We start from the raw sequence: 26,125 nt of genomic DNA on the forward strand, positions 1-26,125 counted from the left end.
TATGCGAACGACCCGGCTCGCTCGTCCTCGCGATCATTTGAACGATTCAAATTGGTCACGATCTGCGCTATGGTGATCGCGCAACGATGCATCGAGCGGAAGGAATGTCGTGGTCGAACCGCTGCGACCGTCGAGGTCGGACACCTGCCGATGGGCCATGCGCCGACGACCGGAACGGGGTCGGCCGTGAAGCACCACGACGAAGCGCTCGACCGCTACGTGCGCCGCGTGGCGTCTGACCCCGGCACCCTCGGCGTCATCGTGACCGGCTCGCTCGCGCGCGGCACCGAGCGCCCGGATTCCGACGTCGACCTCTACCTGGTCGTGACCGAGGAGCGCTGGGACGAGGCCTACGGAGTGAACCGTCTGATGTTCACGGAGACAGACGGGATCGACTACCCCGACGGCTACTTCGACGTGAAGCTCGCGACGCTGTCGTACCTCGACGACGCCGCCGAGCGCGGCGACGATCCGGTGCGCGCCTCGTTCGCCACCTCCCGCATCGTCTTCAGCCGCGTCGACGATCTCGCCGAGCGCGTCGAGCGCATCCGGTTCGTCGCCGACGACGGCTGGGATGCGCGCGTCGCCTCGTTCGTCGCGCAGGCACGGCTGCACGGCGGCTACTTCCTCGATCAGGCGAGCGAGAGCGGGGACGCCTTCCTCCTCCACCACGCCGCGGTGCACCTCGCGCTGTCGGCCGGACGCGCCTTCCTCGCCCGCGAGCACACGTTCTTCGGCGGCCCGAAGCAACTCATGAAGCAGGTGCGCGAGCTGCGGGCTCAGCCGGAAGGGTTCGCCGCCGACCTCGTCGCGCTGGTCGAGCATCCGACCCGCCAAACTGCGGACCGGGTGCTCGCCACGCTCGAAGACGCTTTCGGCGGCGCACTGCCCCGCGACGAGACGCTGTCGACGTTCATCCTCGACAACGAGCTGGCCTGGCGCTATCGCACCAAGACCCCCGAGTACTCCTGACCTCTCCTCCCGCCCCACCTTCGACGGTCAACCCCACCCTGACGTTCAACGCAGAAAGCAGGCCACCATGACAACCGAGACGCTGGAATCCACCCGCGCGACCATCGCCTCCCCGGCCTCCGCCTTCGGCGGGATCGGCTGGCGGGCGCACTGGATCGGCGCCGACCCGTCGGGCGGCGGCTCCGAGGTCGGCCTCGGCACGTCCGATGCCCGAGCGCCGTTCCACCGCTCGATCTTCCGGAGCACCGTCTCGCTCGACGCCGTACCGTCGACCGCGCCGGCGCGCCTCACCGCGGACTCCCGCTACGTGCTCTTCGTCAACGGCGCCGAGGTCGGGCGCGGGCCGGCGCGCTCCCAGCCCCGCCGGTTGCGGTACGACGAGTACGATCTCGCTCCGTTCCTGCGCCAGGGCACGAACACCATCGCGGTGCTGGTCACGTTCTACGGCGACGCGACGGCGTTCTGGCAGCCGGCTGCCGCCAACGGCGGACTCGGGCTGGATGGCGTGCTCGTGTTCGAGGCGAGGCTCGGCGACGACTGGCTCATCTCCGACGACACGTGGCTCGTGCACCGTGCGACCGCGTGGACGGCGCCGTCGCTCGAAGGGCTCGACGGCGTTCCGGTCGAACTGGTGGATGCGCGGGCCCTCCCTGTGGACTGGGAACAGCCCGGCTTCGACGACTCCGGCTGGCCGACCGCCCACCTCCGGCCCGCGAGCCACATCGGCGGCTTCGGGCGCACGCAACCGCCGACCGACCCGTACGGGGCGCTCATCCCGCGCGGCACCGCTCCGGTCGGCGGGGCGCTCGTCACCCCGGCCGTGGTCCGGGTGAGCGCGGCCCTGCCGATCACCGATGCCGCGGACGAGCATCCGGTGTCGCGGGTGCGTCGGGCTCTCGATGGCCGTGACGTCTCAGCCGACGCGACCGCGTCCTTCCCGGTGGCCGTGCCATCCGGCGCCGGTACCGGCACGATCGTCAGCCTCGACTTCGGTCGCGTCGTCGTGGGTACCGTGCACGTGTCGCTGCGCGCGGCCGCCGGAACCACTGTCGACCTGCTGTACCGCGAGCGCCCGCACCGCTCGGACGAGGCGGAGAGCTTCTCGATCCCGAAAACGGGCGCCCGCTACATCGCGCGCGGGCACGACGACCGCTTCGACGCGTTCGAGGTCAACGGCATGCGCTTCGCGCACCTCCTGGTGACCGGAGGCGACGCGGAGGCCGTGATCGACGGCATCGAGGTGCAGGAGCGCCTGTACCCGCAGGTCGGAGCGGCCTTCTTCCGCTCCGACGACCCGGAGATCGACGCACTCTACGCGGCGGGCATCCGTACCGTGCAGGCGAACGCGCAGGATGCGTTCACCGACTGCCCCACGCGGGAACAGCGTGCCTGGGTGGGCGACGGCGTGGTCCACCAACTCGTCCACCTCACGACGAACGACGACTGGCGGATGGCCCGCAACTACATCGCCCTCGGCAACTCGCCGCGCTACGACGGGATCCTGCCGATGAGCGTGGTCGGCGAGATCGAGTCGTCCGGCGGGTTCACGATCCCGGACTGGTCGATGCACTGGGTGCACGGCGTGCACAACCTCTACCGCTACATCGGCGACGAGCAGGAGCTCCGCGCACTGCTGCCGACGGTGGAGCGCATCCTCCGCTGGTACCTCCCGTACGTGGACGAGCGCGGCACCATCGCCGACGTTCCGGAATGGAACCTCGTCGACTGGTCGAGCGTGCTCGTCACCGGGCGCAGCAGCCTCCTCACCGCACTGTGGGCCCGCGGGTTGCGCGAGTTCGCCGAGCTGAGCCGCTTCGTCGGCAACCAGGGGGCGGCGGCCTGGGCCGACGACCTGCACGCGCGGGCCGCCGGCGGTTTCGAGGACTTCTGGGATGAGGCGCGCGGGACGTACGTCGACCACATCGTCGACGGTGTCGTGCAGCCTGCCGCATCGCAGGCGGCGGGAGCCACCGCGATCGTGTCCGGACTCGCGCCGCGTTCGCGCTGGAACCGCATCATCGACGCGGTCACCGACCCGGCGACGCTCGTCGTGCGCTCCTGGATCGGCAACGAAGACGGCTCGTACGACCAGCAGAAGATCGCCGACCAGATGAAGGGCGTGCAGCGGATCGACTGGGATGCCGAGCACGAGGTGGTCATCGCGGAGCCGTTCTACAGCTATCTGGTGCACGACGCGGTCGCCGAAGCCGGCCGGGCCGGCGACCTCGTGACGCTCATCCGGCGCTGGTCGCAGTTCCTGGTCGACGGCTACGACACCTTCGGCGAATGCTGGGGCTGGGGCACTCCGGTGCACGGCTGGAGCAGCACCCCGACGAAAGACCTGGTGCAGTACGTGCTCGGCGTCACGCCGGACGCTCCCGGATTCTCGGCCGCGCGGGTGGCGCCGGCGCTCGGCACGCTCGGGTTCGCCGAGGGCTCGGTGCCGACACCGTTCGGGTCGATCCAGGTGCGCGTGGATGCGACCTCGGTGACGATCGAGTCGCCGGTGCCGGTCGTCGCGGTGGCACCGGACGGGACGGAGACGAGCCTGCCCGCCGGCCGGCACGAGCTCGCGGGCTAGCCCGCGCGATCGACTTCTGCGAAATGTGCGGTCGGGCGCCGCTCGCACCGCACATTTCGCACAGGTCGCACGCGCCGAACTCTCAGCCGCGACGAAATAGGATCGTGGGATGACTTCGCCTGAGACTTTCGACCGCGTCACCGTGTTCGGCGCGGACTGGTGCCGCGACTGCATCCGCTCCAAGGCCCTCCTCGACCGGGTCGGCGCCGACTACGAGTACATCGACCTCGTCGCCCAGCCGGAGGCCGCCGACCGCGCCCTCGCGATCAGCGGACGCACGAACATCCCGGTGATCGTGTTCCCCGACGGCGCCCACCTCGTCGAGCCGTCCGACGCCGAACTCACCGAGGCGCTCGCCGCGCGCTGAGGCGCTTTGCCACCGCAGCGCCGCTCGGCCACGGGTCTGTCGGCGCTCCCCCGCGCTCACTAGGCTGACCGCATGGACACGAGCCCGCAGCCGGCGCCCGAACGGCCGGTGTGGTCGGGCGCGGCAGTGCTCGGTCTGGCTGCCGTCGTGCTCGGAACGATGCTGATCGCGGTCCCCGCGGTGTCCGGAGTGCTCGGAGCGATCGCGCTCGTGCTCGGCCTGCAGTCTCGCGGGCGGCTCCGGGCGGACGCCGCGCTGCGCGGCGCCGTTCCGTCGGCGATCGCCTTCTTCGGCGGCATCATCCTCATCGTGATCGGGGTGCTCCCGCTCGTGCTGTCGCTCGTCTTCGCGCTGGTCTAGCCGCGTCGCCGCGCCCTCGCGCCACCGCATAGCCGTGCCGCCGAGCGGTGCCGAATGTCCGTCATCCCTGCGATTTGAGCGACATTTCGCACCGCTCGCGGTCAGCGGGCGGCGAGCAGGCCCGGCGCGCCGTGACCGGGACAGACGAGCCGCGGGCGCATCCCGGCGATCAGGGCCGCCGTTTCCAACGCCTGGCCCGTGTCGCTGATCAGGAACGCCGGGAACTGCTCGAGAGCGCCCTTGGAGAGCCGGACGGCGTCGCCGGAGAACACCACACCGTGCCAGCTCACCACGTGGTGGCCGGGCGTGTGCCCGGGAGCCGGCACCGCGAACAGCTCCGGAACGACCTCGGCCTCCGCATCGTCGGGCAGCTCGGCGAGGCCGGCCGGCTCGTCCGCCTGAACGCGCAGGGCCAGGATGCGCCGGGAACGCGTCGGCGGCGGCGTCTCGCCGCGCAGGATGGCCGCGTCCGCCCGCCCGAGCCACACCTTCGCCCCCGTCTGCCGCTGCAGCGCGGCGGCCGCACCGGCGTGGTCGGGGTCGTAGTGGGTGAGCACGATGTCCGTCACGGGCGGGACCTCGTGGCGTGCGCCCGCCAACTCGGCGATGAGCCCGGGGCCACCAGACCGGATGCCCGTGTCGATCACCACCGAGCGATCACCCGCCGCGATGAGATACGCGTTCGCGCCCCGCGCCTTCTGCAATTGGAAGACGCCGTCGGTGAGCTGCTTCATGGGTCCTCGTCTCCTGCGGCGCCGTCGGATGCGCGCTCAGGCTAAGCCTGCGACGGGCACCGCGCAAACGACGCCGGAGACCCGGATCCCATTCAGCACTCGGGCTGCAGAATGCCATCCAGATCTCCTGTTGGACATCTGATTGGTGCGAGCGGATGCTGAGGCTATGGAGTACACAAACCTGGGCCGATCCGGCCTGAAAGTCTCGCGACTGGTTCTCGGAACGATGAACTTCGGGCCCCAGACCCCCGATGAGGACTCGCACGCCATCATGGATGCGGCCCACGAGTACGGCATCAACTATTTCGACACGGCCAACGTCTACGGCCAGCACCGCGGCAAGGGCGCCACCGAGTCGATCGTCGGCGACTGGTTCGCGAAGGGCGACGGCCGGCGCGAGCGCACGGTGCTCGCCACCAAGCTCTACGGCGACATGGGCGACTGGCCCAACGAGGGCAGGCTCTCGGCCCTGAACATCCGGCGCGCGCTGGATGCGAGCCTGAAGCGCCTGCAGACCGACCACATCGACATCTACCAGTTCCACCACGTCGACCGCGCGACGCCGTGGGACGAGATCTGGCAGGCAATGGAGACCGCCGTCGCGCAGGGCAAGATCCTGTACGCCGGGTCGAGCAACTTCGCCGGCTGGCACATCGCCACCGCGCAGGCCGAAGCCCGCCGCCGCAACTACACCGGCCTCGTCAGCGAGCAGTCGATCTACAACCTGCTGACCCGCGACGTCGAGCTCGAGGTGCTGCCCGCCGCCCAGGCCAACGGGGTCGGCGTGATCGCGTGGTCGCCGCTGCACGGTGGCCTGCTCGGCGGCGTCATCCGCAAGCAGAACGAGGGCAAGCGCCGGCTCGAGGGGCGCGCGGCCGACACGCTGGCCACGCACCGCGAGGCGATCGAGGCGTACGAGGCCTTCGCCGACGAGCTCGGCCACGAGCCGGGCGACATCGCACTGGCCTGGCTACTCGCACAGCCGGCCGTGACCGGTCCGATCATCGGACCGCGCACCCGCGAACAGCTGGATGCCGCGGTTCGAGCACTCGAGGTGAAGCTCGACGACGCGGCGCTCGCCCGTCTCGACGAGATCTTCCCCGGCCACAAGACCGCACCCGAGGACTACGCCTGGTGAGCGCCGACAGCCTGGAGGGCACCACGATGAAGACACGCAGGATCGGCGACCTCGAGGTCAGCGCGATCGGCCTGGGCGGAATGCCGATGTCGATCGAGGGCCGCCCGGACGACGAGCGGTCGATCGCCACGATCCACGCAGCACTGGATGCCGGCGTCACCTTCTTCGACACTGCGGACGCGTACCACGTGCACGCTGACGAGGTCGGTCACAACGAGTCGCTGATCGCGGGCGCGATCCGCAGCTGGGGCGGGGACGCATCCGGCGTTCTGGTCGCGACGAAGGGCGGTCACCTGCGGCCGGGCGATGGCAGCTGGACCGTCAACGGACGACCGGAGTACCTGAAGGAGGCGGCGAAGGCCTCGCTCGCCCGACTCGGCGGCGACGCGATCGGCCTGTACCAGTTCCACCGTCCCGACCCCGACGTCGCGTACGAGGACTCCGTCGGCGCCATCCGCGACCTGCTGGACGAGGGCGTCATCCGCCTCGCGGGCATCTCGAACGCGGACCCGGCGCAGATCCGGCAGGCGCAGCAGATCCTGGGCGGCCGCCTGGCGTCGGTGCAGAACCAGTTCTCGCCGGCGTTCCGGTCGAGCGAGCCCGAGCTGGTGCTCGCGGACGAGCTGGGGATCGCCTTCCTTCCGTGGAGCCCACTGGGCGGCATCCAGTCGGCGGGCGCGCTCGGAGACCGGTTCGCGCCGTTCCAGCAGGTGGCGGATGCCCGCGGCGTGAGCCCGCAGGTGGTCGCACTCGCCTGGCACCTCGCGAAGAGCCCGCACGTGATCCCGATCCCCGGCGCCTCGCGTCCGGAGTCGATCCGCGACTCGGTCACGGCCGTCGACCTCGACCTCACCCCCGAGGAGTACGCCGCGCTCGACGCCGCCTGAGCGCCGCGCCCACCCGCCCCACCCGCCCCACCCGCACCCATCCGCGCCCGCACACACCCGGGCCAGCACACACAATCGAGTCCGAAGTTGTTGCCGCGACACGCCGACGGCGAAGCGCAACAACTTCGGACTCGATTGTGTGTGAGGGCCGGGCTACGCGGGGGCGATGTTGGCGGTGAGCGCGGCGACCTCGGCGGCGCGCGCATCCCGGCTGTCGATGCGGCCCGGGATGCCGGGTCGGGTCTGCCAGGGCAGCGGGCCGTCGGCGTGCCGGTACTCGACCCCGACAGCGTCGAGGCGTTCGAGGTGCGTGTCCAGCCGGATGGCGAAGGCGTCGTAGTCGCGCTCGCCCGCCGTCCACAGCGCCTCGGCGAGGGCGCACAGCCGCGGGAACGCGAAGTAGTCGAGCGTGCGCGGCGAGTCCATGTACTCGGTCCAGAGGTTGGCCTGCCCACCGAGCACGTGTGCACGCTCGTCGCCGGTGAGTGAACGCGGCACCGGGTCGAACGCGTAGACGTCGCGCACGGTGATCACGACGACGAGCGGGATGGGCTCGTCGGGCCGCTCGGACTGCCGGTAGTTGAGGTAGGCCGTCTGGTCGGGGCAGAGCACGACATCGTGGCCGGAGCGCGCCGCCGCGACTGCGCCCGTCTCGCCCCGCCACGACGCCACCGTGGCGCCCGGCGCGAGGCCGCCCTCCAGGATCTCGTCCCAGCCGAACAGCCGGCGGCCGCGAGCGGTGAGGTGGTCGTCGAGGCGGCGGATGAACCAGCTCTGCAGCGCATCCTCCGTCGTGACGCCGAGCTCGCGCATCCGTTGCTGGGTGCGCGGGTCGTCGCGCCATTGACCCTTCGGGCACTCGTCGCCACCGACGCCGATGAACTCCGACGGGAAGATGTCGAGCACCTCGTCGAGCACGTTCGTGAAGAACTCGACGGTGGCCTCCTCGGCGTTCAGCACGTTCGGGATGATCCCCCAGCGTGTGCCGACGTCGAGGCGCTCCCCCGTCACCCCGAGCTCCGGATACGCGGCGATCGCCGCCTGCACGTGGCCGGGCGACTCGATCTCGGGGACGACCGTGATCCCCCGCGCCGCCGCGTACGCGACGATCTCGCGGAGGTCCTGCTGCGTGTAATAGCCGCCGTGCGGGCGCCCGTCGCCCGGCGCATCCGCGCCGTAGCCGACCTGGGATTCCCGCCGCCACGCGCCGACCTCGGTGAGGCGGGGGTAGCGCAGAATCTGGATGCGCCAGCCCTGGTCGTCGGTCAGGTGGAAGTGGAGCACGTTGAGCCGGTGCATCGCCATCAGGTCGATGAAGCGCAGCACATCGTGCTTCGGCAGGAAGTGCCGTGCGACGTCGAGCATGACGCCGCGCCAGCGGAAGGCGGGCTCGTCGGCGATCTCGCAGGCGGGCGCGGCCCAGTGGACAGCGTCGCCGTCGTCGGCACTCCCGACGGGCGCGCGGCGGTACACCTCGGACGGCAGCAACTGGAGGAACGCCTGGACACCGTTCCCGACCCCGGCGGCCGTGCCGCCCGTGATCCGGACCCCGGAGGCGTCGACGACGAGGCGGTAGCCCTCCGCCGCGAGCGCGGGGTCCACGGCGAGCGCGATGACGGTCCCGGCCGGGCTGGCGGGCCCGGCCGGCTCACCGAGAGCGAAGCCGGTGGATGCGGTGAGCACCGATCGCAGGAGGGCGGCAGGTCGCGCGGTCGAGGCATCCGACAGGATGCGCGTGCGCGGCCCGACGACGAACTCGCCGTCGCGCTCCTCCAGGTGCCGTGGCTTCGGAAGGAGACGGCCGGCCGCGCTCACGCGCCGTGCCCGCCGGCGCCGTCGCCGCTTGAGCCGTGACCGCCGGTCCCGTTCCCGTTCCCGTTCCCGTTCCCGTTCCCGTTCCCGTTCCCGTTCCCGTTCCCGTTCCCGTTCCCGTTCCGGTGACGCTCCGGCGCCAGGCGCTGGCTGCTGACCGCTTCGTAGGTGAGCCGGAGGGACTCGGTCATCTGGTCGTACATCTGCTGCGCGACGCGCACGAACAGGAAGTCGACCAGCGCGAGCTGGGCGATGCGGCTCGACATCGCGCCCGACCGGTAGAGACTCTCGCGGGCCTGCGTGGTGAGCACATAGTCGCTCTCGGCCGCGATGCGCGAGTCGGGGAAGTTGGTGATGGCGACCGTCGTGGCGCCCGCGGCCCTGGCGACGGCCAGCGCGTGGTTGGTCTCGAGCGTGAGCCCGGAGTGCGAGACGCCGATCGCGACGTTGCCGGGCTTCTGCAGCGCCGCGGAGGCGAGAGCGAGATGCGGGTCGACCGAGCAGAACGCCGTGATGCCGATGCGGGAGAGCTTCTGCTGCAGGTCCTGAGCGGTGAGGCTGCTCGAGCCGGCGCCGTAGAGGTCGACGCGCGGAGCGGTGACGATCGCCGCCACCACACGGTCGAGCGTCTCGACGTCGAGCTCCTTGGCCGTGTTCTCGATCGCGAGGGTCTCCTGATAGGCGATCTTCGCCACGACCTCCTGCACCGTGTCGGTCGGGTCGATCTCGCTCTCGGTCAGCTCGAAGCGCTCCCGCGTCACCTGCTCACGGCTGGTCGACGACGCGACCGCGAGCCGGAACTCGCGATAGCCGGAGAAGCCGAGCCCCTGGCAGAAGCGGGCGATCGTGGCCTGGGAGGCGTCGCAGACGGCCGCCAGCTCGGTGATCGTGAGGTCGACGACGCGTGCCGGATCGTCCATGACGACCCGCGCGACGCGCGCCTCCGTCGCGCTCAGCTGCGGGAGCGCCTGACGGACCGCGGCGAGCACATCAACCGACATGCGCCCTCCCGCCGTGCGCATCCGGAGCCGCGCCCGCGGCCGCCAGCGCATCGCGCAGCCGCCCGCCGTGCTCGGTGAGCATCCGCACCGCCGTGTCGGCGTCGAGGGAGGTCTCGCTCATCAGGATCGCCGCCTTTATCCAGCCACCGGTCGCATCGAGCGCCGCCGTCGCCGTCTGCGCGTCGACACCCGTCGCCAGCATAACGGTGCGCTCGGAGCGCGCCCGCAGCTTGGCGTTCGTGGCTCGCAGGTCGACCATCAGGTTGCCGTACACCTTGCCGAGCCTCACCATGGCGATCGTGCTGATCATGTTGAGCACGAGCTTCTGGGCGGTGCCCGATTTGAGCCGGGTCGAGCCGGTGAGGATCTCCGGGCCGACCACGACCTCGATGGCGACCTCCGCGGCGGAGCCCAGTTCGGACCCCGCGTTGCAGGCGAGCCCCACCGTGAACGCACCGGCCGCTGTGGCGTAGTCGATGGCCCCGAGCACGTAGGGGGTGCGCCCGGATGCGGAGATCCCGATCACCGCATCGAGCGGGCCGAGGTGGAGCGCTGCGAGCGCGGCGCGACCGGCGTCTTCGTCGTCCTCGGCGTTCTCGACGGCCGTGTGGATCGCCTCTTCGCCGCCTGCGATCACCCCGACCACCAACTCGGGAGGGGCCCCGAACGTCGGCGGGATCTCGCTGGCGTCGAGGATGCCCATCCGGCCGGCGGTGCCGGCGCCGACATAGATGAGACGGCCGCCCGCGCGCATCCGCTCCGAGACGCCGTCCGCAGCGGCGACGATGCTTGCGCTCACCCGCGCGACCGCGGTCGGGACCTCGGCGTTGCTGGCGTTCATGGCGTCGACCAGCTCGCCCACCGACATGAGGTCGAGGTCGCGGGCGGTCTCACCGACCGCCTCGGTGGCGAGCGTTCCGAGGGTCTCTCGGAGGTCGGCGATGGTCTGCGGCTCAGCCACGGGTGATCCTTTCCTCGTAGGGCAGCGATCGCTCGAGCGCGATCAATGCCGCGCCGGCGAGCGGGTCGCCCTTCGGCGCGGTCTCGCGCAGCCCGTGCGCGTCGAGTGCAGCCCGGACACGGGCCGCGAAGAACGGGTGGGATGCGAGTCCGCCGGCCACGCACACGGTCGGCAGCCCGGCGGCCGCGCAGGTGTCGGCGAGGTGCGCGGCCGCACGCTCGACGATCTCGACGGCCACGGCGTCTCCCTCAGCGGCCCGGTCGATGACCGTGGGCGCGAAGGTGCCGAGCTGGCGGGCAGGGGTTCCGGACTCGGAGACCCAGTGCGGGAGCGACGCGATGGCGCCGGTCAGTGCCGTCGCGTCGGCGAGCAGCGCGGTGCGCGGTCCTCGTCCGTCGCGGGCGCGCAGTGCGGCGACCAGCCCGTGGCGCCCGAGCCACTGCCCGCTCCCCTCGTCGCCGAGCCACGGGCCCCAGCCGTCGACCTGCGCGACGGCTCCGCTCCCGTCGACGGCGAAGACGACCGCGCCCGTTCCGGCGATGAGCATCGTCCCGGGCGCACCCTCGAACGCGCCCGCGTGCGCTGCGAGTGCGTCGTTGATGATCGCGACGGGTCCGTCGAAACGCTCGCGGACGAGCTCGATGAGCCGGCGTGCGGCGGCCGGAGCCGCCTCGCTGCCGGCCGCGCCGATCCCGACGGCCGTGCCGGTGGGGAGCGCGTGCTCGAGCCGGCCGACCCCCTCGGCGATCGCGCGGAAGGAGAGCTGCGCGCCGTCGGCCTCGGCGAGCCCCGGTGCACCATGGGCGGTGGCCTCGCCGAGCATCCGGCCGCCCTGGGTGAGGCGCACCCGGCAGCTGGTCTTGCCGAGGTCGACGGCGAGCACGGATGCGGCAGTGGACGCGGCGGCTGGTCGCGCGGTCATGCGATCGTCGCTTCCGCCAGGGTGCCGGCCAGGCGGGTGTCAGCGAGGCGCAGCCCGGCGATCCCGTCCAGACGCCGGCCGAGGGTCGCGCCCGGTGTCAGCGTGAGCTGGCCGAGCACCCGGGCACGTCCGGCCGGAGTGGCCGGGAGCGCCGCCGGGACGCCGTGCCAGCTGAGGAATCCGATCAGCGCGAAGAGGAGCGACTCCTTGTCGTCGGGGTCGACACCCCACGCATCGCTCGTCGTCACGGCGATGCCGTGCAGACCGAGCACGGCGGTGAGGGCGCGCAGCATGGCCGGATTGTGCACCCCGCCGCCGGACACGACGACCCGATTCGGGGCCGTCGGCGTCGCCGAACGCACCGCGTCGGCGACCGTCCTGGCGGTGAGGGCGGTGAGCGTCGCGACCAGGTCGGCGAGCGGAAGCTCGGGCACCGAGCCTGCACCGGAACCCGCCGAAGCCACGGCGCGGTCCACGACGCCGAGGTCGAAGGTCTCGCGGCCGGTGCTCTTGGGCGGCGTGGCGACGAAATACGGGTGCGCGAGAAGGGCCGCGAGCACCGCTTCGTCGACCCGGCCCGCCTCGGCGAGGGCGCCGTCGGTGTCTCGGGTCTGGCGGCCTTCGGTCGCACGGGCGACGACAGCGTCGATCAGGCAGTTGGCGGGGCCGCTGTCGAACGCGACGAGCCCGCCTCTCGGAGAGACGATCTGCACGTTGGCGATGCCGCCCAGGTTCACCGTGGCGATCGGGCTCCCGCTGGCCTCCGCCTCCCCGGCGAGCCAGGCCCGGTCGAAGAGTCCCATCAGGGGCGCACCATCCCCACCCGCGGCGATGTCGGCCGATCGCACGTTCGACAGCACCGGCCGGTCGAGGGCCTCCGCTATCCACGATGCCTCGCCGATCTGCAGGGTGCCGCGGGCACGACCGCCGTCGACCCAGTGGTACAGGGTCTGTCCGTGGGAGACCGCGAGATCGACACCCCCGGGGATCTCGGCGGCGGCGGCGCGGGCGGCCGCCGCGAACTCCTGCCCGGCGCGCGTGTCGAGCTCGCAGAACTCGGCAGGAGTGAGGCTCTCGCCCGCGATCGCAGCGAGCAGTCGCGGCTGCAGCTCCTCCGACCAGTCCACCGTGCGAGCGAGCAACGGGCGCAGACTCAGCGCGGGTGTCGCGGACGCGTCGAGCGCCTCGATCTCGGCGACCGCGACATCGATACCGTCTGCGCTCGTGCCCGACTGCAACGACAGGATCCTCATGCGACCATCGCTCCGTTCAGCAGTCCTGCCACGACCTCCGCGGTCAGGCGACTGACCCCGAACGCGTCGACGGTGGCCAGGGGAAGCGGCTCGGCTCCGGGAAGACCGGCGTTCACCACGACGCTGCCCGGTCGCGCCGCGGCGAGCGTCCCGACGGCTCGTCGCTGCGGGGATCCCGGCTGCACCGCGTCGACGAGGGCGACGATCGTGCGCTCCTGTTCGACCTGCGCGAGCGCGTCGGCCAGCACGGCGACCACGTCGCGGCCGCCGAGTGGCCCCACGCCGACGCGCACGCAGTCGTTGCGCGCACTGAGGGCGGCCGTGAACGGGTCGGCGGTCGACGCGACAGCGATCGTCGCGCGGTCGCGGAGGTCGAGCACGGCGAGCGGGCGTTCGCTGAGGTCGACCGTTCCGGAGACGGAGATCGCCTCGCGCACGATCCGCGCAGCGTCGAACCCAGCAGCGCGGTCGAAGCCCGCACCTGACCCGTCCGCCACGACCGGGGCCCCCCGACGCGACTCCACCCACTCCGACAGCGCAGAGACCGCTCGGGATGCGCGCTCGAGGTCGGCCACGGCGAGAGCGCCGTCGTCGAGGGCGTGGAGCAGAGCATCCCGCACTTCGAGGTAGTCGGCGAGGTCGTCGGTCGTGCCGCGCTTGGGACCGAGCGGCGACGGGTTGCCGATGCAGAGCAGGTCCGCGCCCGCCTGGAGTGCGAGCACCGCACCGCGACCGGCACCGTACTCGGCGCGGATCGCCGCCATGTCCAGCGCGTCCGTCACGATCGCGCCGGTGAAACCGCGCTCCCGCAGCGAGGCCAGGATGCGCGGGTTGAGAGTCGCCGGCAGCTCGCCGAACGACGGGAGCACCACGTGCGAGGTCATCACCGCGGCCACCCCAGCGTCGATGGCCGCCTGGAACGGCGGAAGATGGTCGGACTCGATCTCAGCGGGCGCCAGCTCGACGCGCGGCAGCCCGTGGTGCGAATCGACGGACGTGTCGCCGTGACCGGGGAAGTGCTTCACGCAGGCCGCGACGCCTCCGCTCTGAATCCCTTCGACGGACGCGACGACGTGGCGCGAGACCAGAGCAGCACTCGACCCGAACGAGCGCACGCCGATCACCGGGTTGCGGGGGTTGGTGTTGACGTCGGCGACCGGCGCGAGCACGACCGTCGCTCCGGATGCGCGCACCCGGCGCGCGAGCTCCGCACCGACCGCACGCGTTGCGTCCACATCGTCGACGCGCCCGAGCTGCGCTGCGCCGGGGAGCGTCGAGCCGTGCGCAGCCTCGAGGCGGGTGACGGTGCCGCCCTCCTCGTCGACACCGAGCAGCACCCCGGCCCGCGCTTCCGAGAGCCGGCGGGACAGCGCCGGCAGCTGCTCCTGGTCGTCGTGGTCGATGTTGTGCCCGAAGTACACCGCGCCGGCGAGGCCGGCGTCGAGTTCGCGCAGCAGCCAGTCCGGCGCCGTGGTCCCGAGGAATCCGGGCCAGAGCACGCCGGCGACCAGTGCGCGCACCGCGGGATCGGTGCTGTGGTTCATCCCTTGACTGCTCCCGCTACGAGTCCGCTGGAGAGCTTGCGCTGCACCAGCACGAAGAAGATCATGACCGGGATCGTGATGATGGTCGACGCCGCCATCACGTAGCCCCACTCGTTGGTGTGCTCGCCGAAGAACTGCTTGAGGCCGATCGCGACGGTGTACTGATCGGATGCCCCGCCGAGCAACGTCATCGCGAAGATGAACTCGTTCCACGCCGTGATGAACGAGAACACACTCGTCGCGACAAGGCCCGGCATGACCAGCGGGAAGAGCACCGAGCGGAACATCCGCCACCAGCTGGCGCCGTCCAGGTACGCCGCCTCCTCGAGTTCGACGGGGACCGCCGCGACGAAACCGCGCAGCATCCAGATCCCGAACGGGAGCGACAGCGCCACGTAGACGATCACCAGGCCGAGCAGCTGGTTGAGCAGGCCGAGGTCGCGCACCTGCACGAACAACGGGATGACCAGCGCTTCGAGCGGCACCATCTGCACGGTGAGCACGATGAACAGGATGGCCGTGCGGAACTTGAACTTGAACCTCGCGACGGCGACAGAGGCGAGAAGCGCGAACGCGGCGGAGAGCACGACGACCGCGATCGCCACGATCGCCGAGTTGCGCAGGAAGACGTCGAAGCCGCCCTTCGTGAGCACGTAGGTGAAGTTGTCGAGGGTGAACTCCTTCGGCACCAGCGACTGCCCGCCGCTCGACGCCTTCTTGTCGAAGGCGCTGGAGACCATCCAGTAGACGGGGAACAGGGTGAAGACGAGGAGGAGGGCGACCGCGATGCCCTTGCCGACATTGCCGCGGATGGACCGGGTCACAGCTTGTCCTCCTTCAGCATCGTGCGGACGTAGACGATCGTGATGGCGAGGAGCACCAGGGTCAGCAGCACGGCGATCGCCGAACCGAAGCCGTAGCGGTTCTGACCGAACGACTCGACGTACGACCAGACACCGAGGTTGAGCACCTGGCGGTTGCTGCCGGAGCCTCCCGGCATCAGGTAGACCTGCGCGAACACCTTGAAGTCCCAGATGGTCGACAGGATGATCACCACGGCAAAGACCTGCTTGAGCGACGGCACGATGATGCTGAAGAAGCGGCGCGCCGCCCCGGCGCCGTCCACCTCCGCCGCCTCGAGCATCTCCTTGGGCACCCCGAGGAGCCCGGCCAGCACGGTGATCGCCACGAACGGGAAGCCGTGATGGATGATGTTCAGCAGCACGATCCCGTAGAAGCTGATGGGGTTGGTGAACCAGTTGTACGACTCGTGCATCAGGCCGAGGCCCTTCAGCAACTGATTGACGATGCCGTTGTCGGCGTCGAAGATCCATACCCACACGTAGGTGCCGGTCACCGCGGGCATCGCCCAGGCGACCATGATGGCGCTGCCCACGATGGTGCGCCAGAACGTGCCGAGCGAGGCCATCAGCAGAGCGACGAGCGTGCCCAGGATGACCGTGCCCGAGACGGACAGGATGGCGAACACCACCGTGTTGGGCAGCGCCACGGTCCACAGCGTGGAGTTGCCGAAGATCTCGGCGTAGTTTGCGAGCCCGATGAAGTTCGTCTTGCCGCTGACGATCTCGCGCAGTCCGTAGTCCTGCAGCGAGAAGATCACGACGCGGACGAGCGGCCAGAGCAGCAGCACCGCGAGCACGACGAGTGCGGGCGCGAGCAGCAGCCACGGCCGGCCGGTCACGAAGAAGGGGCGCTTGCGGCGCCGCGGCGCCTCGCCGCCGGCCGGGTCCGTGCGGTGCACGGCCGGCGGCTGAGGACGAACGTCGACGGACATGGGCTACTTGTCGTTCAGGATCTGGGTCATCTCCTTGGCAGCGTCGGTCGTCGCCTGGTCGACCGACTTCTGCTTCGAGAGGATGGACTGGATCATGGAGTTGGTGGTCTGCTTGGCCTGCACCGCGCCGAACTGCGGCGTGACGGGCACCGAGGCCCCGCCGTCGACGAGCTGCGTCGCGAAGGGCTTCACCAGCGGGTCGTCCGACTTCATGGTGTCTTTGACCAGCGAGTTGAGGCCGGCGAAGTAGCCCGTCTGCGATGCCCACTCCTTGGCGAAGGTGCCGGTGGTCATCATCTTGACGAACGACCAGGCGAGATCCTTGTTCTTGGCCGTGTTGAAGATGCTGAGGTGCGAGCCACCGAGAACGGACGGGCTGATGCCGCCGTCCTTGCCCGGAATCGGCGTCGCCGCGATCTTCCCCTTGAGCTCAGGAGCCTTCTGCACGACGGTGGCCGGCGTCCACGAACCCTGGATGGCCATCGCGACCTTGCCCTGGTTGAAGTTGTCGAGCACGTCGGTCTCCTTCCAGGTGGTGGCACCGGAAGTGGAGAAGCCGTACTTGGTGGCCAGGTCGGTGTAGAACTGGATGCCCTCGCGCGACGCGTCGCTGTCGAGCTCCGAGGTCCACTTCTTGCCCTTCTCGGTGGCGACCTCGCCGCCGGCGCCCCACACCCACGGGTACACGCCGAATTCGGCGTTGCCGGGGACGGCGAACGGGATCATGTCGGGCTTCGCCGCCTTGATCTTCTCGCCGGCGGCGACGATCTCCTTCCAGCTGGTGGGGGCCGCGATGCCGAGCTCCTTGAAGACGTCGGCGCGGTAGATGAGCGAGCGCACTCCGGCGTACCAGGGCATGCCGTACAGCTCGCCGTCGTAGGTACCCGACTGCTTGAGCCCGGCGACCAGGTCGCTCTCGACGTCGGCCTTCTTCACGTAGTCGCCGATCGGCGCGAGCGCCCCGGCGTCCGCGAACTCCGCCGTCCACGTGGTTCCGGTCTCGGCGACGTCGGGCGTCGTGTTGCCCGCGATCGACGTGACGAACCGGTCATGCGCATCCGCCCACTGCACGAACTGCACGTCGAGGGTGGCGCCGGTCTCCTTCTTGAACTCCGTGCCGACCTTGTCGAAGAAGGCGGTCGAGTCGGGGTTGGTGCCCTGCATGATCCACACGGTGAGCTTCTGGCCCTTCGCGTCGACCGATCCTCCGTCACCGCTCGTCCCGCTGGAGCAGGCGGTGAGCCCGAGTGCAGCGATGGCGAGTGCAGCGATGGAGAGATAGCGCTTCTTCATGGTGCTGTCTCCTCTTCGAAACTGTCAGTGGGCGAGTGCCCGGAACATGATGGAAATAGTCTCCGTGATCGGAGGACAGTCTGCAAGTTATTTCCACGCAAGGCGTGTAAAGAGTTTGTTACAACCGCTTCGAGGCGCGCCCGCGCCCGCGTCAGGCGGGCTGCAGCTGACGCAAGAAGGCCCCGGCGGCGGGGCTCGGTTCCTCGGCAACGGCGACCGCGACGTTCCACGCCGGGACGTCGCCGCTCAGCGCGACCGCCACCAATTGGTCGGGGCGCTTGCGGGCGAAACTCGCCGGAACGATCGCGACGCCCAGGTTGTAGCCGACCAGGTCGAGCAGCGGATGCACGTCGTTGACCTCCATCGCCGCGCGGTAGTCGAACCCGGCCGACGCGAAGGCGCGGCGCGCAAGGGCCTGCGCGCCCCATCCTTCCTGGAAGCCGATCAGGGGCTCCCCGCGCAGGCTCTCCAACGGGATGCTCCGCTCGGCCGCGAACCGGTGATCTGGATGGCAGAGCACGAGCATCTCCTGGGTGCTGAGCCGGCGCAGCTGCACACCGGCGGGGGTGTGACCGGTGTCGACCACGAGCGCGACGTCGACGCGACCGCCGGCCACGGCATCCACGAGCTCGATGGAACCGGAGTAGCGCAGCCGCACCTCGACACCCGGGTTGGCGGTGCGGAAGGACGCGAGTTCCGCCGGGAGGTCGACGGACCCGAGGCACGGCTCGGCGCCGATCGTCAGGCGGCCGCGCACGAGGCCGCGCACCGCCGCGACCGCGTTGCGCGCGGCGGCGGCGCTGGCGAGGGTCCGCACGGAATCGGCGAGCAGCGCCTGCCCGGCGGTCGTCAGTTCGACGCGACGGGTGCTGCGGATGAACAGCGAGGTGCCGAGCTCCTGCTCCAGCGAACGGATGGATGCGGAGAGACCCGACTGCGAGATCTGAAGCAGCTCGGCCGCGCGCGTGAAATGCCGTTCTTCAGCGACGGTGACGAAGTGCTCGAGCTGGCGCAGTTCCATTCAGCAATCGTACGACTGAATGGAGGGATGGATGACCACTCCAGTCGATGCCCGACTCACCGTCCGCAGTGCGACGGCGAGGCATCCGGAGTCGCGATGGGCGCCGCCTCGGCAGCCGGATGGCGGCGCGGGTCGACGTCGTGCAGGCGCGCCACCCCGGCGATCGGCATGGTGACGAGGTCGCCGGCGCGCAGGTCGCCCGGCAGTTCCAGCATGGCTGCGCCGATGCGCACGCGCGTGTTCCGGACCGTCGACACCCTGCCGATGAGCCGGGCTTCGGCGGTGACCGCCGCGACGAGGTCCAGGTCGCCGTCGATGCGCACCGCGAGGCCACCATCGGGCCGCGCCGAGACCGCTTCGACGCGCACCACGACGACCGACGTCAGCTCGGTCTCGCTCGGGCGACCGCCCGTTCCCGGAATCACGGCCGCCGCGGTGTGCACGCATGGCGTGCTGCACCACTCGGCGAGGCGCAGCAGAGAGACGCCGGCGATGACGACATCCTGCGTTGTGGCTGTCGTGTACTCAGGCCAGCGGTCGCGGTCGAGCGGGTCGGGAAGGGTGAGGCGGAGGGTTGGCAGCAGGTTGGTGAGAGTCACGCTCTCAGGACTACGCCTGCGCGGCCACCCGGTGTGCGGTCCTAACGGTTCTCGGACGCCGGCGCACCGGATGCTGACGCGATCCGTACGCGCAGCTTCGCGATGGACTCGTGCATCTCGGGCACCAGCCTCACCGCGCCCGCACGCTCCGACGCTTCCAGGGCGTCGGCCTGCAGCTCGTCTGCCCCGGTGAACCAGGATGCGACGCTCACCCCGTGACCGGGACGGGACACCACGTCGACGGGGTCGCCCGCCGCGATCGTTCCCGCGTGGACGATGCGCAGGTAGGCGCCGGGCAGCCCCACGTCGGTGAACCGCTTGACCCACTGGGGTTCGGCCATGCGCCGCTGGAAGGTCGCGCACGGCGTGCGCGGGCATGTGACCTCGACCACGAGGCCGTCTCCGATGCTCCACCGCTCGCCGATCTCGGCGCCGTTCACGTCGAGCCCCGCCGTGCGGAGGTTCTCGCCGAACAATCCGGCCGGGATGTCGCGCCCCAGCTCGCCCGCCCAGAAGCCCGCGTCTTCTTCGGCGTAGGCGTAGAGGGCCTTCGTCAGGCCGCCGTGGTGCTTGCGGTCGGCCTGCACATCGCCGTACAGACCGTACGGGCGCACCCGCAGCGGCTTCGTCGCCGGCCGCTTGTCGATCGCGGTGACACCGACGTTCCCGGCATCCGGGATCAGTTTCTCGACGCGGCACACCGCCAGCAGCTCAGCCATGCCCTCCATCCTGCCTCACGCGCGCCATCGACGGCGCTGGGGAACCTCCTGGGAGCCCGTCGCGCGGGGGTCGAGGTCTGAGTACGGACGGGGTACCGTCCACGCAATGAGTGATGAACAGCACGACCCGCAGGTGCCCGACGTATCGGCCCCGACGCCCGACGACGACGACATCCTGGGCGCATCCGGGCCCCAGGCGGCCAACCCCGCGAGCAAGGATCCGAGCGACTGGGTGACCGGCGACGAGGCCATGACGGCGCCGCAGCGGAGCTATCTCGACACGCTCGCCCGGAAAGCCGGCGAGGAGCTGCCCGCCGACCTCACCAAGGCCGAGGCGTCGGAGCAGATCGACCGCCTGCAGGCGAAGACCGGCCGCGGCCAGTAGCGCGACCGGCGCTCAGCGCACTCCGCGCATCAGCTTGAGCACCCAGGGGCTCATCAGTCCGAGGACGACACCGATCGCGATCGCCACGGCGCCGATGATGCCGAAGTAGATGCCTTCTGTTGCGGGCGAGTAGAGCTTGGCGAGCTGGCCGGCCATCGCCGTGCCGAGCGCGACCGACAGGAAGTACAGCGCCACCATCTGCGCCTCGAACGCGTGGGGGGCGAGCTTCGTCGACGCCGACAGGCCCACCGGAGAGATCAGCAGCTCCGCGATGGTGAACACGAGCAGGATGCCGACCATCGCCAGCAGCGGAGTGCTGTTCTTGCCGCCGCCCGCCCAGAACAGGAAGAGCAGGAACGCGAGCCCCATCACCACCGTTCCCGCCGCGAATTTCAGCGGCGTCGAGGGCTGCTTGTCGCCCCATTTGGTCCAGATCGCCGCGAAGACGCCCGACAGGATGATGATGAAGATCGGGTTGATCGACTGCACCCACGACACCGGGAACTCCCAGCCGAACAGGTTGCGGTCGAGACGCTCGTCCGAGTAGATCGTCACCACCGTGAACTGCTGCTGATACAACGTCCAGAACGCCGCGTTCGTGATGAACAGCGGGATGAACGCGAAGATCCGGCTGCGCTCCACGCCGCTCAGCAGCTTCGAGCTCAGGATGACCACGAAGTAGGCGATCGCGGCGATGATCACGAGCCCGATGACGATCAGTGCGAGATTCTGAGCGGTGATCACGTGCGCCAGCACGAGCACCACCACGACCGCGACGGCGACGAGCGCGATGACGATGAGCAGTGGCCGGCGCGACGCCGGCAGCGGGTTCGGCACCTCGCGCGCCTCGTCGGGCAGACGCTTGCGGCCGAACGAGTACTGGATCAGGCCGATCGCCATTCCGACCGCAGCGAGTCCGAACCCCCAGTGGAACCCGAGCGTCGTCTGCAGCAGGCCGGTCAGCAGAGGGCCGAAGAAGGCACCGAGGTTGATGCCGAGGTAGAAGATCGAGAAGCCGGCGTCGCGACGGCTGTCGTGCTCGTCGTACAGGGAGCCCACGATCCGGGTGGCGTTGGCCTTCAGGCCGCCGCTGCCCAGCGCGACGAACAGCAGGCCCGCGATCACACCGCCCACGCCGGGGATCAGCGCCAGGGCGAGGTGCCCCGCCATGATCACGACGGCGCTCCAGAACAGCACGCGCTCCGACCCGAACACCCGGTCGGCGAGCCACGCGCCGAGGATGGTCGACAGATAGACCGCACCGCCGTAGGCGCCGACGACACCGGCAGCGGTCGGCTGGTCGATCCCGAGACCGCCCTGCGCCGCCGTGTAGTAGAGGTAGATGAGCAGGATGCCCTGCATGCCGTAGAACGAGAAGCGCTCCCACATCTCCACGCCGAAGATGTTCGCCAGCGAACGCGGCTGCCCGAAGAAGGTCCTGCCCTTCTCCGGAGGCTGTTGCGGGCCGGTCCGCGTTGGAGCGCTACTCATGGGTGACATGCTCCCACTCCCCCCGCTCGAGGGGAAGAACGGGTTGTCCGCGAGAGGCGGCCGCCGGCGCCGAATCCCGGGGCGGAACAGCCGTGACTACGCGGTGCCGCGAACGAGATAAGCGGATGCGCCGCCTTCGGGTCGGCCGCGCATCCGCTCGCTGTCCGGGGGCGTCAGCGCCCGGCGGACAGGTCTTGCAGCACGGCCTCGAGCTGATCGACAACCCAGTCGAGATCGGCGGGATCGACGACGATCGGCGGCGCGAGCCGGATGGTCGAACCGTGCGTGTCCTTCGCGAGCAGGCCGCGCTCCATCAGCAGCTCGCAGACCTCGCGGCCGGTGGCGAGCTCGGGATCGATGTCGATCCCCGCCCACAGCCCGGCGCCGCGCACCTCGAGCACGCCGTGACCGACGAGCCGTGAGAGCCCGGTGTGCAGTCGGGTGCCGAGGAGGGCGGCGCGTTCCTGTGGTTCGCCGGTGGCGAGCATCCCGACGACGGCGCGACCGACCGCGGCCGCGAGGGGGTTGCCTCCGAACGTCGAGCCGTGCTCGCCCGGCTGCAGTACGCCCAGCACGTCGGCGTTGCCGACGACGGCCGAGACGGGCACGATGCCGCCGCCGAGCGCCTTGCCGAGCAGGTAGAGGTCGGGCACGACGCCGACCAGGTCGCAGGCGAACGTCGCGCCGGTTCGGCCGAGACCCGACTGGATCTCGTCGGCGATGAAGAGCACGCGGCGCTCGTCGCAGAGGGCGCGCACGGCGGGAAGGTAGTCAGCGGGCGGAACGAGGATGCCCGCTTCGCCCTGGATCGGCTCGATGAGCACGGCGACCGTGTTGTCGTCGATCGCGTCCGCGAGGGCATCCGCGTCGCCGTACGGAACGGTGCGGAAGCCCGGCGTGAACGGACCGAAGCCATCGCGCGCGCTCGGGTCGTCGGAGAATCCGACGATGGTGGTCGTGCGGCCGTGGAAGTTGCCCGACATCACGATGATGTTGGCGAGACCATCCGGAACGCCCTTCACCCGGTAGCCCCAGGCACGGGCGACCTTGATGCCCGACTCCACCGCCTCGGCGCCGGTGTTCATCGGGAGCACCATGTCTTTGCCGGAGAGCTGCGCGAGGCCCTCGACGAACGGGCCGAGCTGGTCGTTGTGGAAGGCACGACTCGTCAGCGTGATGCGGTCGAGCTGCGCGCGGGCCGCATCCAGGAGCACGGGGTTCGAGTGCCCGAAGTTCACGGCCGAGTAGGCAGCGAGGCAGTCGAGGTAGCGCCGGCCGTCGACGTCGGTGACCCAGGCACCCTCGCCTTCGGCGACCACGACGGGCAGCGGATGGTAGTTGTGCGCGGTGTGCGCTTCTTCGCGCTCGATGGCCTCGGCCTGGCGGGAGGTCGCCGCCGGAGTCTCGGGATGCAGGTGGTGCGCGACGGTCTCGGTCACGCCGGTGTCGAGAGTGTCGGTCTCGCGTGTCATGCGCGGTCCTTTCAGCGCCGGAGTTCGAGGGTGCAGCATTTGACCCCGCCGCCGCCCAGGAGCAGCTCGGAGAGGTCGACGCCGATCGGGTTGTAGCCGTGCTCGCGCAGTTGCCGGTCGTAGTCGGCGGCGCGGGAGGCGATGACGACGTTGTAGCCGTCGGAGAACGAGTTCAGACCGAGCACCGCGGCATCGTCGTCGTTGACGATGATCGCGTCGGGGTAGCGCTCGCGCAGGAGGGCGAGACTCGCGTCGTCGAAGGCGGACGGCAGGTACGAGATGTGCTCCTGGCCCGGGGTGCCGTCGAGCACCGCGAGCGCCGTGTCGAGGTGGTAGAAGCTCGGGTCGACGAGGGTGAGGGATACGACATCGCGGCCGTAGATGCGGGCGAGTTCTGTGTGGCTCGTGCTGGCGCTGCGGAATCCGGTGCCGGCCAGGATCGTGTCGCCGACCAGCAGGAAGTCGCCTTCGCCTTCGTTCACGCTCTCGGGCTGCGCGACCTCGTACCCGTTGTCGGCGAACCAGCGCATGTACGCGGGGCCCTCCGGCTGCCGTTCGGGAAACGTGAAGCTCGCGCCGTAGGCGATGTTGTCGATCACGAAGCCGCCGTTGGCCGCGTAGACCATGTCGGGCAGACCTTCGATCGGATCGATCAGCTGCACGTCGAAGCCCAGGTCGAGGTATGTGCGGTAGAGCTGCTCCCACTGGGCCACCGCGCGGCTCGTGTCGGTGGGCAGCTGCGGGTCCATCCACGGGTTGATGCGGTAGACGACCGTGAAGTGCTCGGGCCGGCACATCAGCACCGACCGGCTGGTCGCCGTGCGCGCGGGGCGGACCGTGCGGGCTTCCGCATCCTCGTGGGTGATCGACATGGGGATAGTGTCACACACGGATGTGCTCACATGTCCGGCTTTTCGCGCACGAAATCACCGCTCTTTGAGGTTGCGACGGCGCTTTCGTGCGCGACCGGCGGCCGGGACGGCTCCGCCGACGCTCACGCGTGCGCATGCCGACGCACGGAAACGTCGCGCAGGAATTATGCGTAAATCGCTGGGTGCACGCAACGATCCACCGTATGCTTGCGCCCGTGGACAACCTTGATCGCAGCATCCTCGACCTGCTCCGCCAGAACGCGCGCGCGGGCTATGGAGACATCGGCTCCGTGGTCGGCCTGTCGGCCTCCGCCGTCAAGCGCCGAGTGGATCGGCTGGTGGCCGACGGGGTGATCCGCGGGTTCACGATCCAGGTCGACCCGACGATCGACGGGATGAGCACGGAGGCGTACGTCGAGCTGTTCTGTCGTGGCACCGTCGCTCCCGACGAGCTTCTGCGCATCCTGTCGGCGGTGCCGGAGGTCGTGGATGCCGGAACCGTCACGGGCAGTGCGGATGCGATCGTGCACATCCGCTCGCGCGACATCCCGAGCCTGGAGGCCGCTCTCGAGCGCGTGCGGCTGGCGCCGAACGTGGACCACACCCGCAGCGCCATCGTGCTCTCGCGGCTCATCCATCGCGGCCACGACTGACCCGGGCGCCGGCCATCGCCGTCGGCCGTCGCGTTTGTTCAAGCCCTTCCGGCCGGATGCGCGCAGCATGGTGACATGACCGAGACAGCAGAAGCCCGCATCCGCATCGATGCCGCCCCGGACACCGTGTGGCATGCGGTGACCGACCCCGCGACCATCGCCGAGTACCTCTACGGAACGCAGGTCGAGACGGACTGGCGGCAGGGCAGCCCGATCGTCTACCGCGGCGAGTGGGAGGGCAAGCCCTACGAGGACAAGGGCGTGATCCTCGAGATCACTCCCCCGACCCGGCTCGTCACGAGCTACTACAGCCCGCTGAGTGGCAAGCCGGACGAGCCGGCCAGCTATCAGAACGTCACGTACGCCCTGTCGCCCGACGGCGACGGGACCGCCGTGACCATCACGCAGGACGGCTGCGCCGACGCGGCCGAGGCTGAGCGCATGTCCACCAACTGGTCGACGACACTCGAGGGGATGCGCACGGTGGTCGAGGGCGACGCCCGCTGAGCCACCGCCACCCTGCGAGAAGGTTCAGCAAGCACCCAGCGCGTACTCACCGACTTCAAGCGCGGCCACGGCAAACGGTGGCACGATGATCCCATGAAGCTGCTGGTTGTTGAAGACGATCCGGACATGGGAGGCCTCGTCGAGCGCGGCCTGACCGCCGAGGGCTACGAGGTGACCCTCGTCACCAACGGAGTGGACGCGCTGATCGCCCTGCGCGCCGACAGCTTCTCCGCCGCCGCGATCGATGTCATGCTGCCCGGGATGAGCGGCTTCGAACTGTGCCGCCACATCCGTGAGGCGACGAACCCGATGCCGATCCTGCTGCTGACCGCGCGCGACGCCATCGAAGACCGCGTGCACGGTCTCGACTCGGGCGCCGACGACTACCTGACCAAACCGTTCGCGTTCGCCGAGCTGGCCGCGCGCATCCGGGCGCTGTTGCGGCGCGAGCCGAGCGGGATGCGACCGCAGGTCGTCGTGGGCAAGCTCACGATCGACTCGCACGAGCACCGCGCGCTCGTCGCCGGGCACGAGATGCCCCTCAGCCGGCGCGAGTTCACGCTGCTCCGGCTGTTCGCCACGAACCCCGACAAGACCCTGGCCCGTTCCGACATCCTGGAGACCGTCTGGGGAACCAGCGAGAACATCGGCACCAACGTGATCGACCAGTACGTCTCGTACCTCCGTAAGAAGCTCGAACTGGCGGACGCGGGGCTGGCCATCATCACCGAACGCGGCCGGGGCTACCGCCTCGACGCCAAGAACGCCGCGACCGCGACCCCGTGA

General features: G+C 70.2%; 26 protein-coding genes. 10 read left to right on the forward strand and 16 right to left on the reverse strand.

Annotation, left to right across the window (positions count from 1 at the left end; genetic code table 11):
- The first annotated feature begins 69 nt into the window (after nucleotides 1-69).
- The 4 genes from AC1DB1_RS03285 (at nucleotide 70) to AC1DB1_RS03300 (ending at nucleotide 4,280) form a co-directional block, all read left to right on the forward strand.
- Nucleotides 70-972 carry a nucleotidyltransferase domain-containing protein gene (locus tag AC1DB1_RS03285; protein WP_477199772.1) on the forward strand — a complete coding sequence of 301 codons (903 nt, stop codon included), beginning with the start codon at nucleotides 70-72 and terminating at the stop codon, nucleotides 970-972.
- A gap of 67 nt (nucleotides 973-1,039) precedes the next feature.
- Nucleotides 1,040-3,553 (forward strand): alpha-L-rhamnosidase-related protein, encoded by a 2,514-nt coding sequence (locus AC1DB1_RS03290; RefSeq protein ID WP_477199773.1) that lies wholly within the window; start codon nucleotides 1,040-1,042, stop codon nucleotides 3,551-3,553.
- Nucleotides 3,554-3,662: 109 nt separating this feature from the next.
- Nucleotides 3,663-3,920: a glutaredoxin family protein gene (locus AC1DB1_RS03295; RefSeq protein ID WP_271176740.1), complete on the forward strand. Its 258-nt coding sequence runs from the start codon at nucleotides 3,663-3,665 to the stop codon at nucleotides 3,918-3,920.
- A gap of 72 nt (nucleotides 3,921-3,992) precedes the next feature.
- A complete protein-coding gene (locus tag AC1DB1_RS03300; RefSeq protein ID WP_271176739.1) occupies nucleotides 3,993-4,280 on the forward strand; it encodes a hypothetical protein in 288 nt (95 codons plus the stop codon).
- 101 nt (nucleotides 4,281-4,381) lie between these two features.
- On the opposite strand, the gene AC1DB1_RS03305 is transcribed toward AC1DB1_RS03300, so the two are convergent.
- Nucleotides 4,382-5,014 (reverse strand): MBL fold metallo-hydrolase, encoded by a 633-nt coding sequence (locus AC1DB1_RS03305; protein WP_477199774.1) that lies wholly within the window; start codon nucleotides 5,012-5,014, stop codon nucleotides 4,382-4,384.
- A 166-nt stretch (nucleotides 5,015-5,180) separates the two neighbouring features.
- On the opposite strand from AC1DB1_RS03305, the gene AC1DB1_RS03310 reads away from it, so the two are divergent.
- Nucleotides 5,181-6,152, forward strand: coding sequence for an aldo/keto reductase (locus AC1DB1_RS03310; protein WP_271176737.1), 972 nt, complete (start codon nucleotides 5,181-5,183; stop codon nucleotides 6,150-6,152).
- Nucleotides 6,153-6,178: 26 nt separating this feature from the next.
- Nucleotides 6,179-7,039 carry an aldo/keto reductase gene (locus AC1DB1_RS03315; RefSeq protein ID WP_271177135.1) on the forward strand — a complete coding sequence of 287 codons (861 nt, stop codon included), beginning with the start codon at nucleotides 6,179-6,181 and terminating at the stop codon, nucleotides 7,037-7,039.
- Between the two features lie 153 nt (nucleotides 7,040-7,192).
- Here the strand turns inward: AC1DB1_RS03315 and AC1DB1_RS03320 are convergent, their stop codons facing one another.
- From AC1DB1_RS03320 to AC1DB1_RS03375, 12 genes are all read right to left on the reverse strand, one after another.
- Nucleotides 7,193-8,854, reverse strand: coding sequence for a beta-N-acetylhexosaminidase (locus AC1DB1_RS03320; protein ID WP_477199775.1), 1,662 nt, complete (start codon nucleotides 8,852-8,854; stop codon nucleotides 7,193-7,195).
- Nucleotides 8,851-9,852: a MurR/RpiR family transcriptional regulator gene (locus tag AC1DB1_RS03325; protein ID WP_477199776.1), complete on the reverse strand. Its 1,002-nt coding sequence runs from the start codon at nucleotides 9,850-9,852 to the stop codon at nucleotides 8,851-8,853. The genes AC1DB1_RS03320 and AC1DB1_RS03325 overlap by 4 nt, the downstream gene beginning before the upstream one ends.
- The gene (gene murQ / locus AC1DB1_RS03330) at nucleotides 9,842-10,813 is read right to left on the reverse strand and encodes an N-acetylmuramic acid 6-phosphate etherase (protein ID WP_477199777.1); all 972 of its coding nucleotides are present in this window, start codon (nucleotides 10,811-10,813) and stop codon (nucleotides 9,842-9,844) included. The genes AC1DB1_RS03325 and murQ overlap by 11 nt, the downstream gene beginning before the upstream one ends.
- Nucleotides 10,806-11,735 (reverse strand): N-acetylglucosamine kinase, encoded by a 930-nt coding sequence (locus AC1DB1_RS03335; protein ID WP_477199778.1) that lies wholly within the window; start codon nucleotides 11,733-11,735, stop codon nucleotides 10,806-10,808. Before AC1DB1_RS03335 ends, murQ begins: the two co-directional genes overlap by 8 nt.
- Nucleotides 11,732-12,988, reverse strand: coding sequence for an anhydro-N-acetylmuramic acid kinase (locus tag AC1DB1_RS03340; RefSeq protein WP_477199779.1), 1,257 nt, complete (start codon nucleotides 12,986-12,988; stop codon nucleotides 11,732-11,734). Before AC1DB1_RS03340 ends, AC1DB1_RS03335 begins: the two co-directional genes overlap by 4 nt.
- Nucleotides 12,985-14,532 carry a glycoside hydrolase family 3 protein gene (locus AC1DB1_RS03345; protein ID WP_477199780.1) on the reverse strand — a complete coding sequence of 516 codons (1,548 nt, stop codon included), beginning with the start codon at nucleotides 14,530-14,532 and terminating at the stop codon, nucleotides 12,985-12,987. The genes AC1DB1_RS03340 and AC1DB1_RS03345 overlap by 4 nt, the downstream gene beginning before the upstream one ends.
- On the reverse strand, nucleotides 14,529-15,356 hold the full coding sequence (locus AC1DB1_RS03350) for a carbohydrate ABC transporter permease (protein ID WP_477199781.1): 828 nt from the start codon (nucleotides 15,354-15,356) through the stop codon (nucleotides 14,529-14,531). Before AC1DB1_RS03350 ends, AC1DB1_RS03345 begins: the two co-directional genes overlap by 4 nt.
- Nucleotides 15,353-16,327 carry a carbohydrate ABC transporter permease gene (locus AC1DB1_RS03355; protein ID WP_477199782.1) on the reverse strand — a complete coding sequence of 325 codons (975 nt, stop codon included), beginning with the start codon at nucleotides 16,325-16,327 and terminating at the stop codon, nucleotides 15,353-15,355. The genes AC1DB1_RS03350 and AC1DB1_RS03355 overlap by 4 nt, the downstream gene beginning before the upstream one ends.
- Nucleotides 16,328-16,330: 3 nt before the next feature.
- Entirely contained in the window at nucleotides 16,331-17,620 is a 1,290-nt protein-coding gene (locus AC1DB1_RS03360) for a sugar ABC transporter substrate-binding protein (protein ID WP_477199783.1), read from the reverse strand.
- Nucleotides 17,621-17,771: 151 nt separating this feature from the next.
- Nucleotides 17,772-18,641, reverse strand: coding sequence for a LysR family transcriptional regulator (locus AC1DB1_RS03365; RefSeq protein WP_271176727.1), 870 nt, complete (start codon nucleotides 18,639-18,641; stop codon nucleotides 17,772-17,774).
- A gap of 56 nt (nucleotides 18,642-18,697) precedes the next feature.
- Nucleotides 18,698-19,240: a hypothetical protein gene (locus AC1DB1_RS03370; RefSeq protein WP_477199784.1), complete on the reverse strand. Its 543-nt coding sequence runs from the start codon at nucleotides 19,238-19,240 to the stop codon at nucleotides 18,698-18,700.
- Between the two features lie 41 nt (nucleotides 19,241-19,281).
- Complete coding sequence (locus AC1DB1_RS03375; RefSeq protein ID WP_271176725.1) at nucleotides 19,282-19,959, reverse strand: MOSC domain-containing protein; 678 nt, start codon at nucleotides 19,957-19,959, stop codon at nucleotides 19,282-19,284.
- Nucleotides 19,960-20,065: 106 nt separating this feature from the next.
- Between AC1DB1_RS03375 and AC1DB1_RS03380 the strand changes: the two genes are divergently transcribed.
- Nucleotides 20,066-20,344, forward strand: coding sequence for a DUF3072 domain-containing protein (locus AC1DB1_RS03380; protein ID WP_477199785.1), 279 nt, complete (start codon nucleotides 20,066-20,068; stop codon nucleotides 20,342-20,344).
- Nucleotides 20,345-20,356: 12 nt separating this feature from the next.
- Here the strand turns inward: AC1DB1_RS03380 and AC1DB1_RS03385 are convergent, their stop codons facing one another.
- From AC1DB1_RS03385 to ddaH, 3 genes are all read right to left on the reverse strand, one after another.
- The gene (locus AC1DB1_RS03385) at nucleotides 20,357-21,835 is read right to left on the reverse strand and encodes a peptide MFS transporter (protein WP_271176723.1); all 1,479 of its coding nucleotides are present in this window, start codon (nucleotides 21,833-21,835) and stop codon (nucleotides 20,357-20,359) included.
- 173 nt (nucleotides 21,836-22,008) lie between these two features.
- Nucleotides 22,009-23,307, reverse strand: coding sequence for an ornithine--oxo-acid transaminase (gene rocD / locus AC1DB1_RS03390; protein WP_477199786.1), 1,299 nt, complete (start codon nucleotides 23,305-23,307; stop codon nucleotides 22,009-22,011).
- A gap of 11 nt (nucleotides 23,308-23,318) precedes the next feature.
- A complete protein-coding gene (gene ddaH, locus AC1DB1_RS03395) occupies nucleotides 23,319-24,179 on the reverse strand; it encodes a dimethylargininase (RefSeq protein WP_477199787.1) in 861 nt (286 codons plus the stop codon).
- Nucleotides 24,180-24,394: 215 nt separating this feature from the next.
- Here ddaH and AC1DB1_RS03400 point away from each other — a divergent pair, with 215 nt between their 5' ends.
- From AC1DB1_RS03400 to AC1DB1_RS03410, 3 genes are all read left to right on the forward strand, one after another.
- Nucleotides 24,395-24,832 (forward strand): Lrp/AsnC family transcriptional regulator, encoded by a 438-nt coding sequence (locus AC1DB1_RS03400; RefSeq protein WP_271176720.1) that lies wholly within the window; start codon nucleotides 24,395-24,397, stop codon nucleotides 24,830-24,832.
- A 75-nt stretch (nucleotides 24,833-24,907) separates the two neighbouring features.
- Complete coding sequence (locus tag AC1DB1_RS03405) at nucleotides 24,908-25,339, forward strand: SRPBCC domain-containing protein (protein ID WP_477199788.1); 432 nt, start codon at nucleotides 24,908-24,910, stop codon at nucleotides 25,337-25,339.
- A 93-nt stretch (nucleotides 25,340-25,432) separates the two neighbouring features.
- Nucleotides 25,433-26,125 carry a response regulator transcription factor gene (locus AC1DB1_RS03410; RefSeq protein WP_271176718.1) on the forward strand — a complete coding sequence of 231 codons (693 nt, stop codon included), beginning with the start codon at nucleotides 25,433-25,435 and terminating at the stop codon, nucleotides 26,123-26,125.

This window comes from Leifsonia sp. 10N434 (assembly GCF_056394405.1).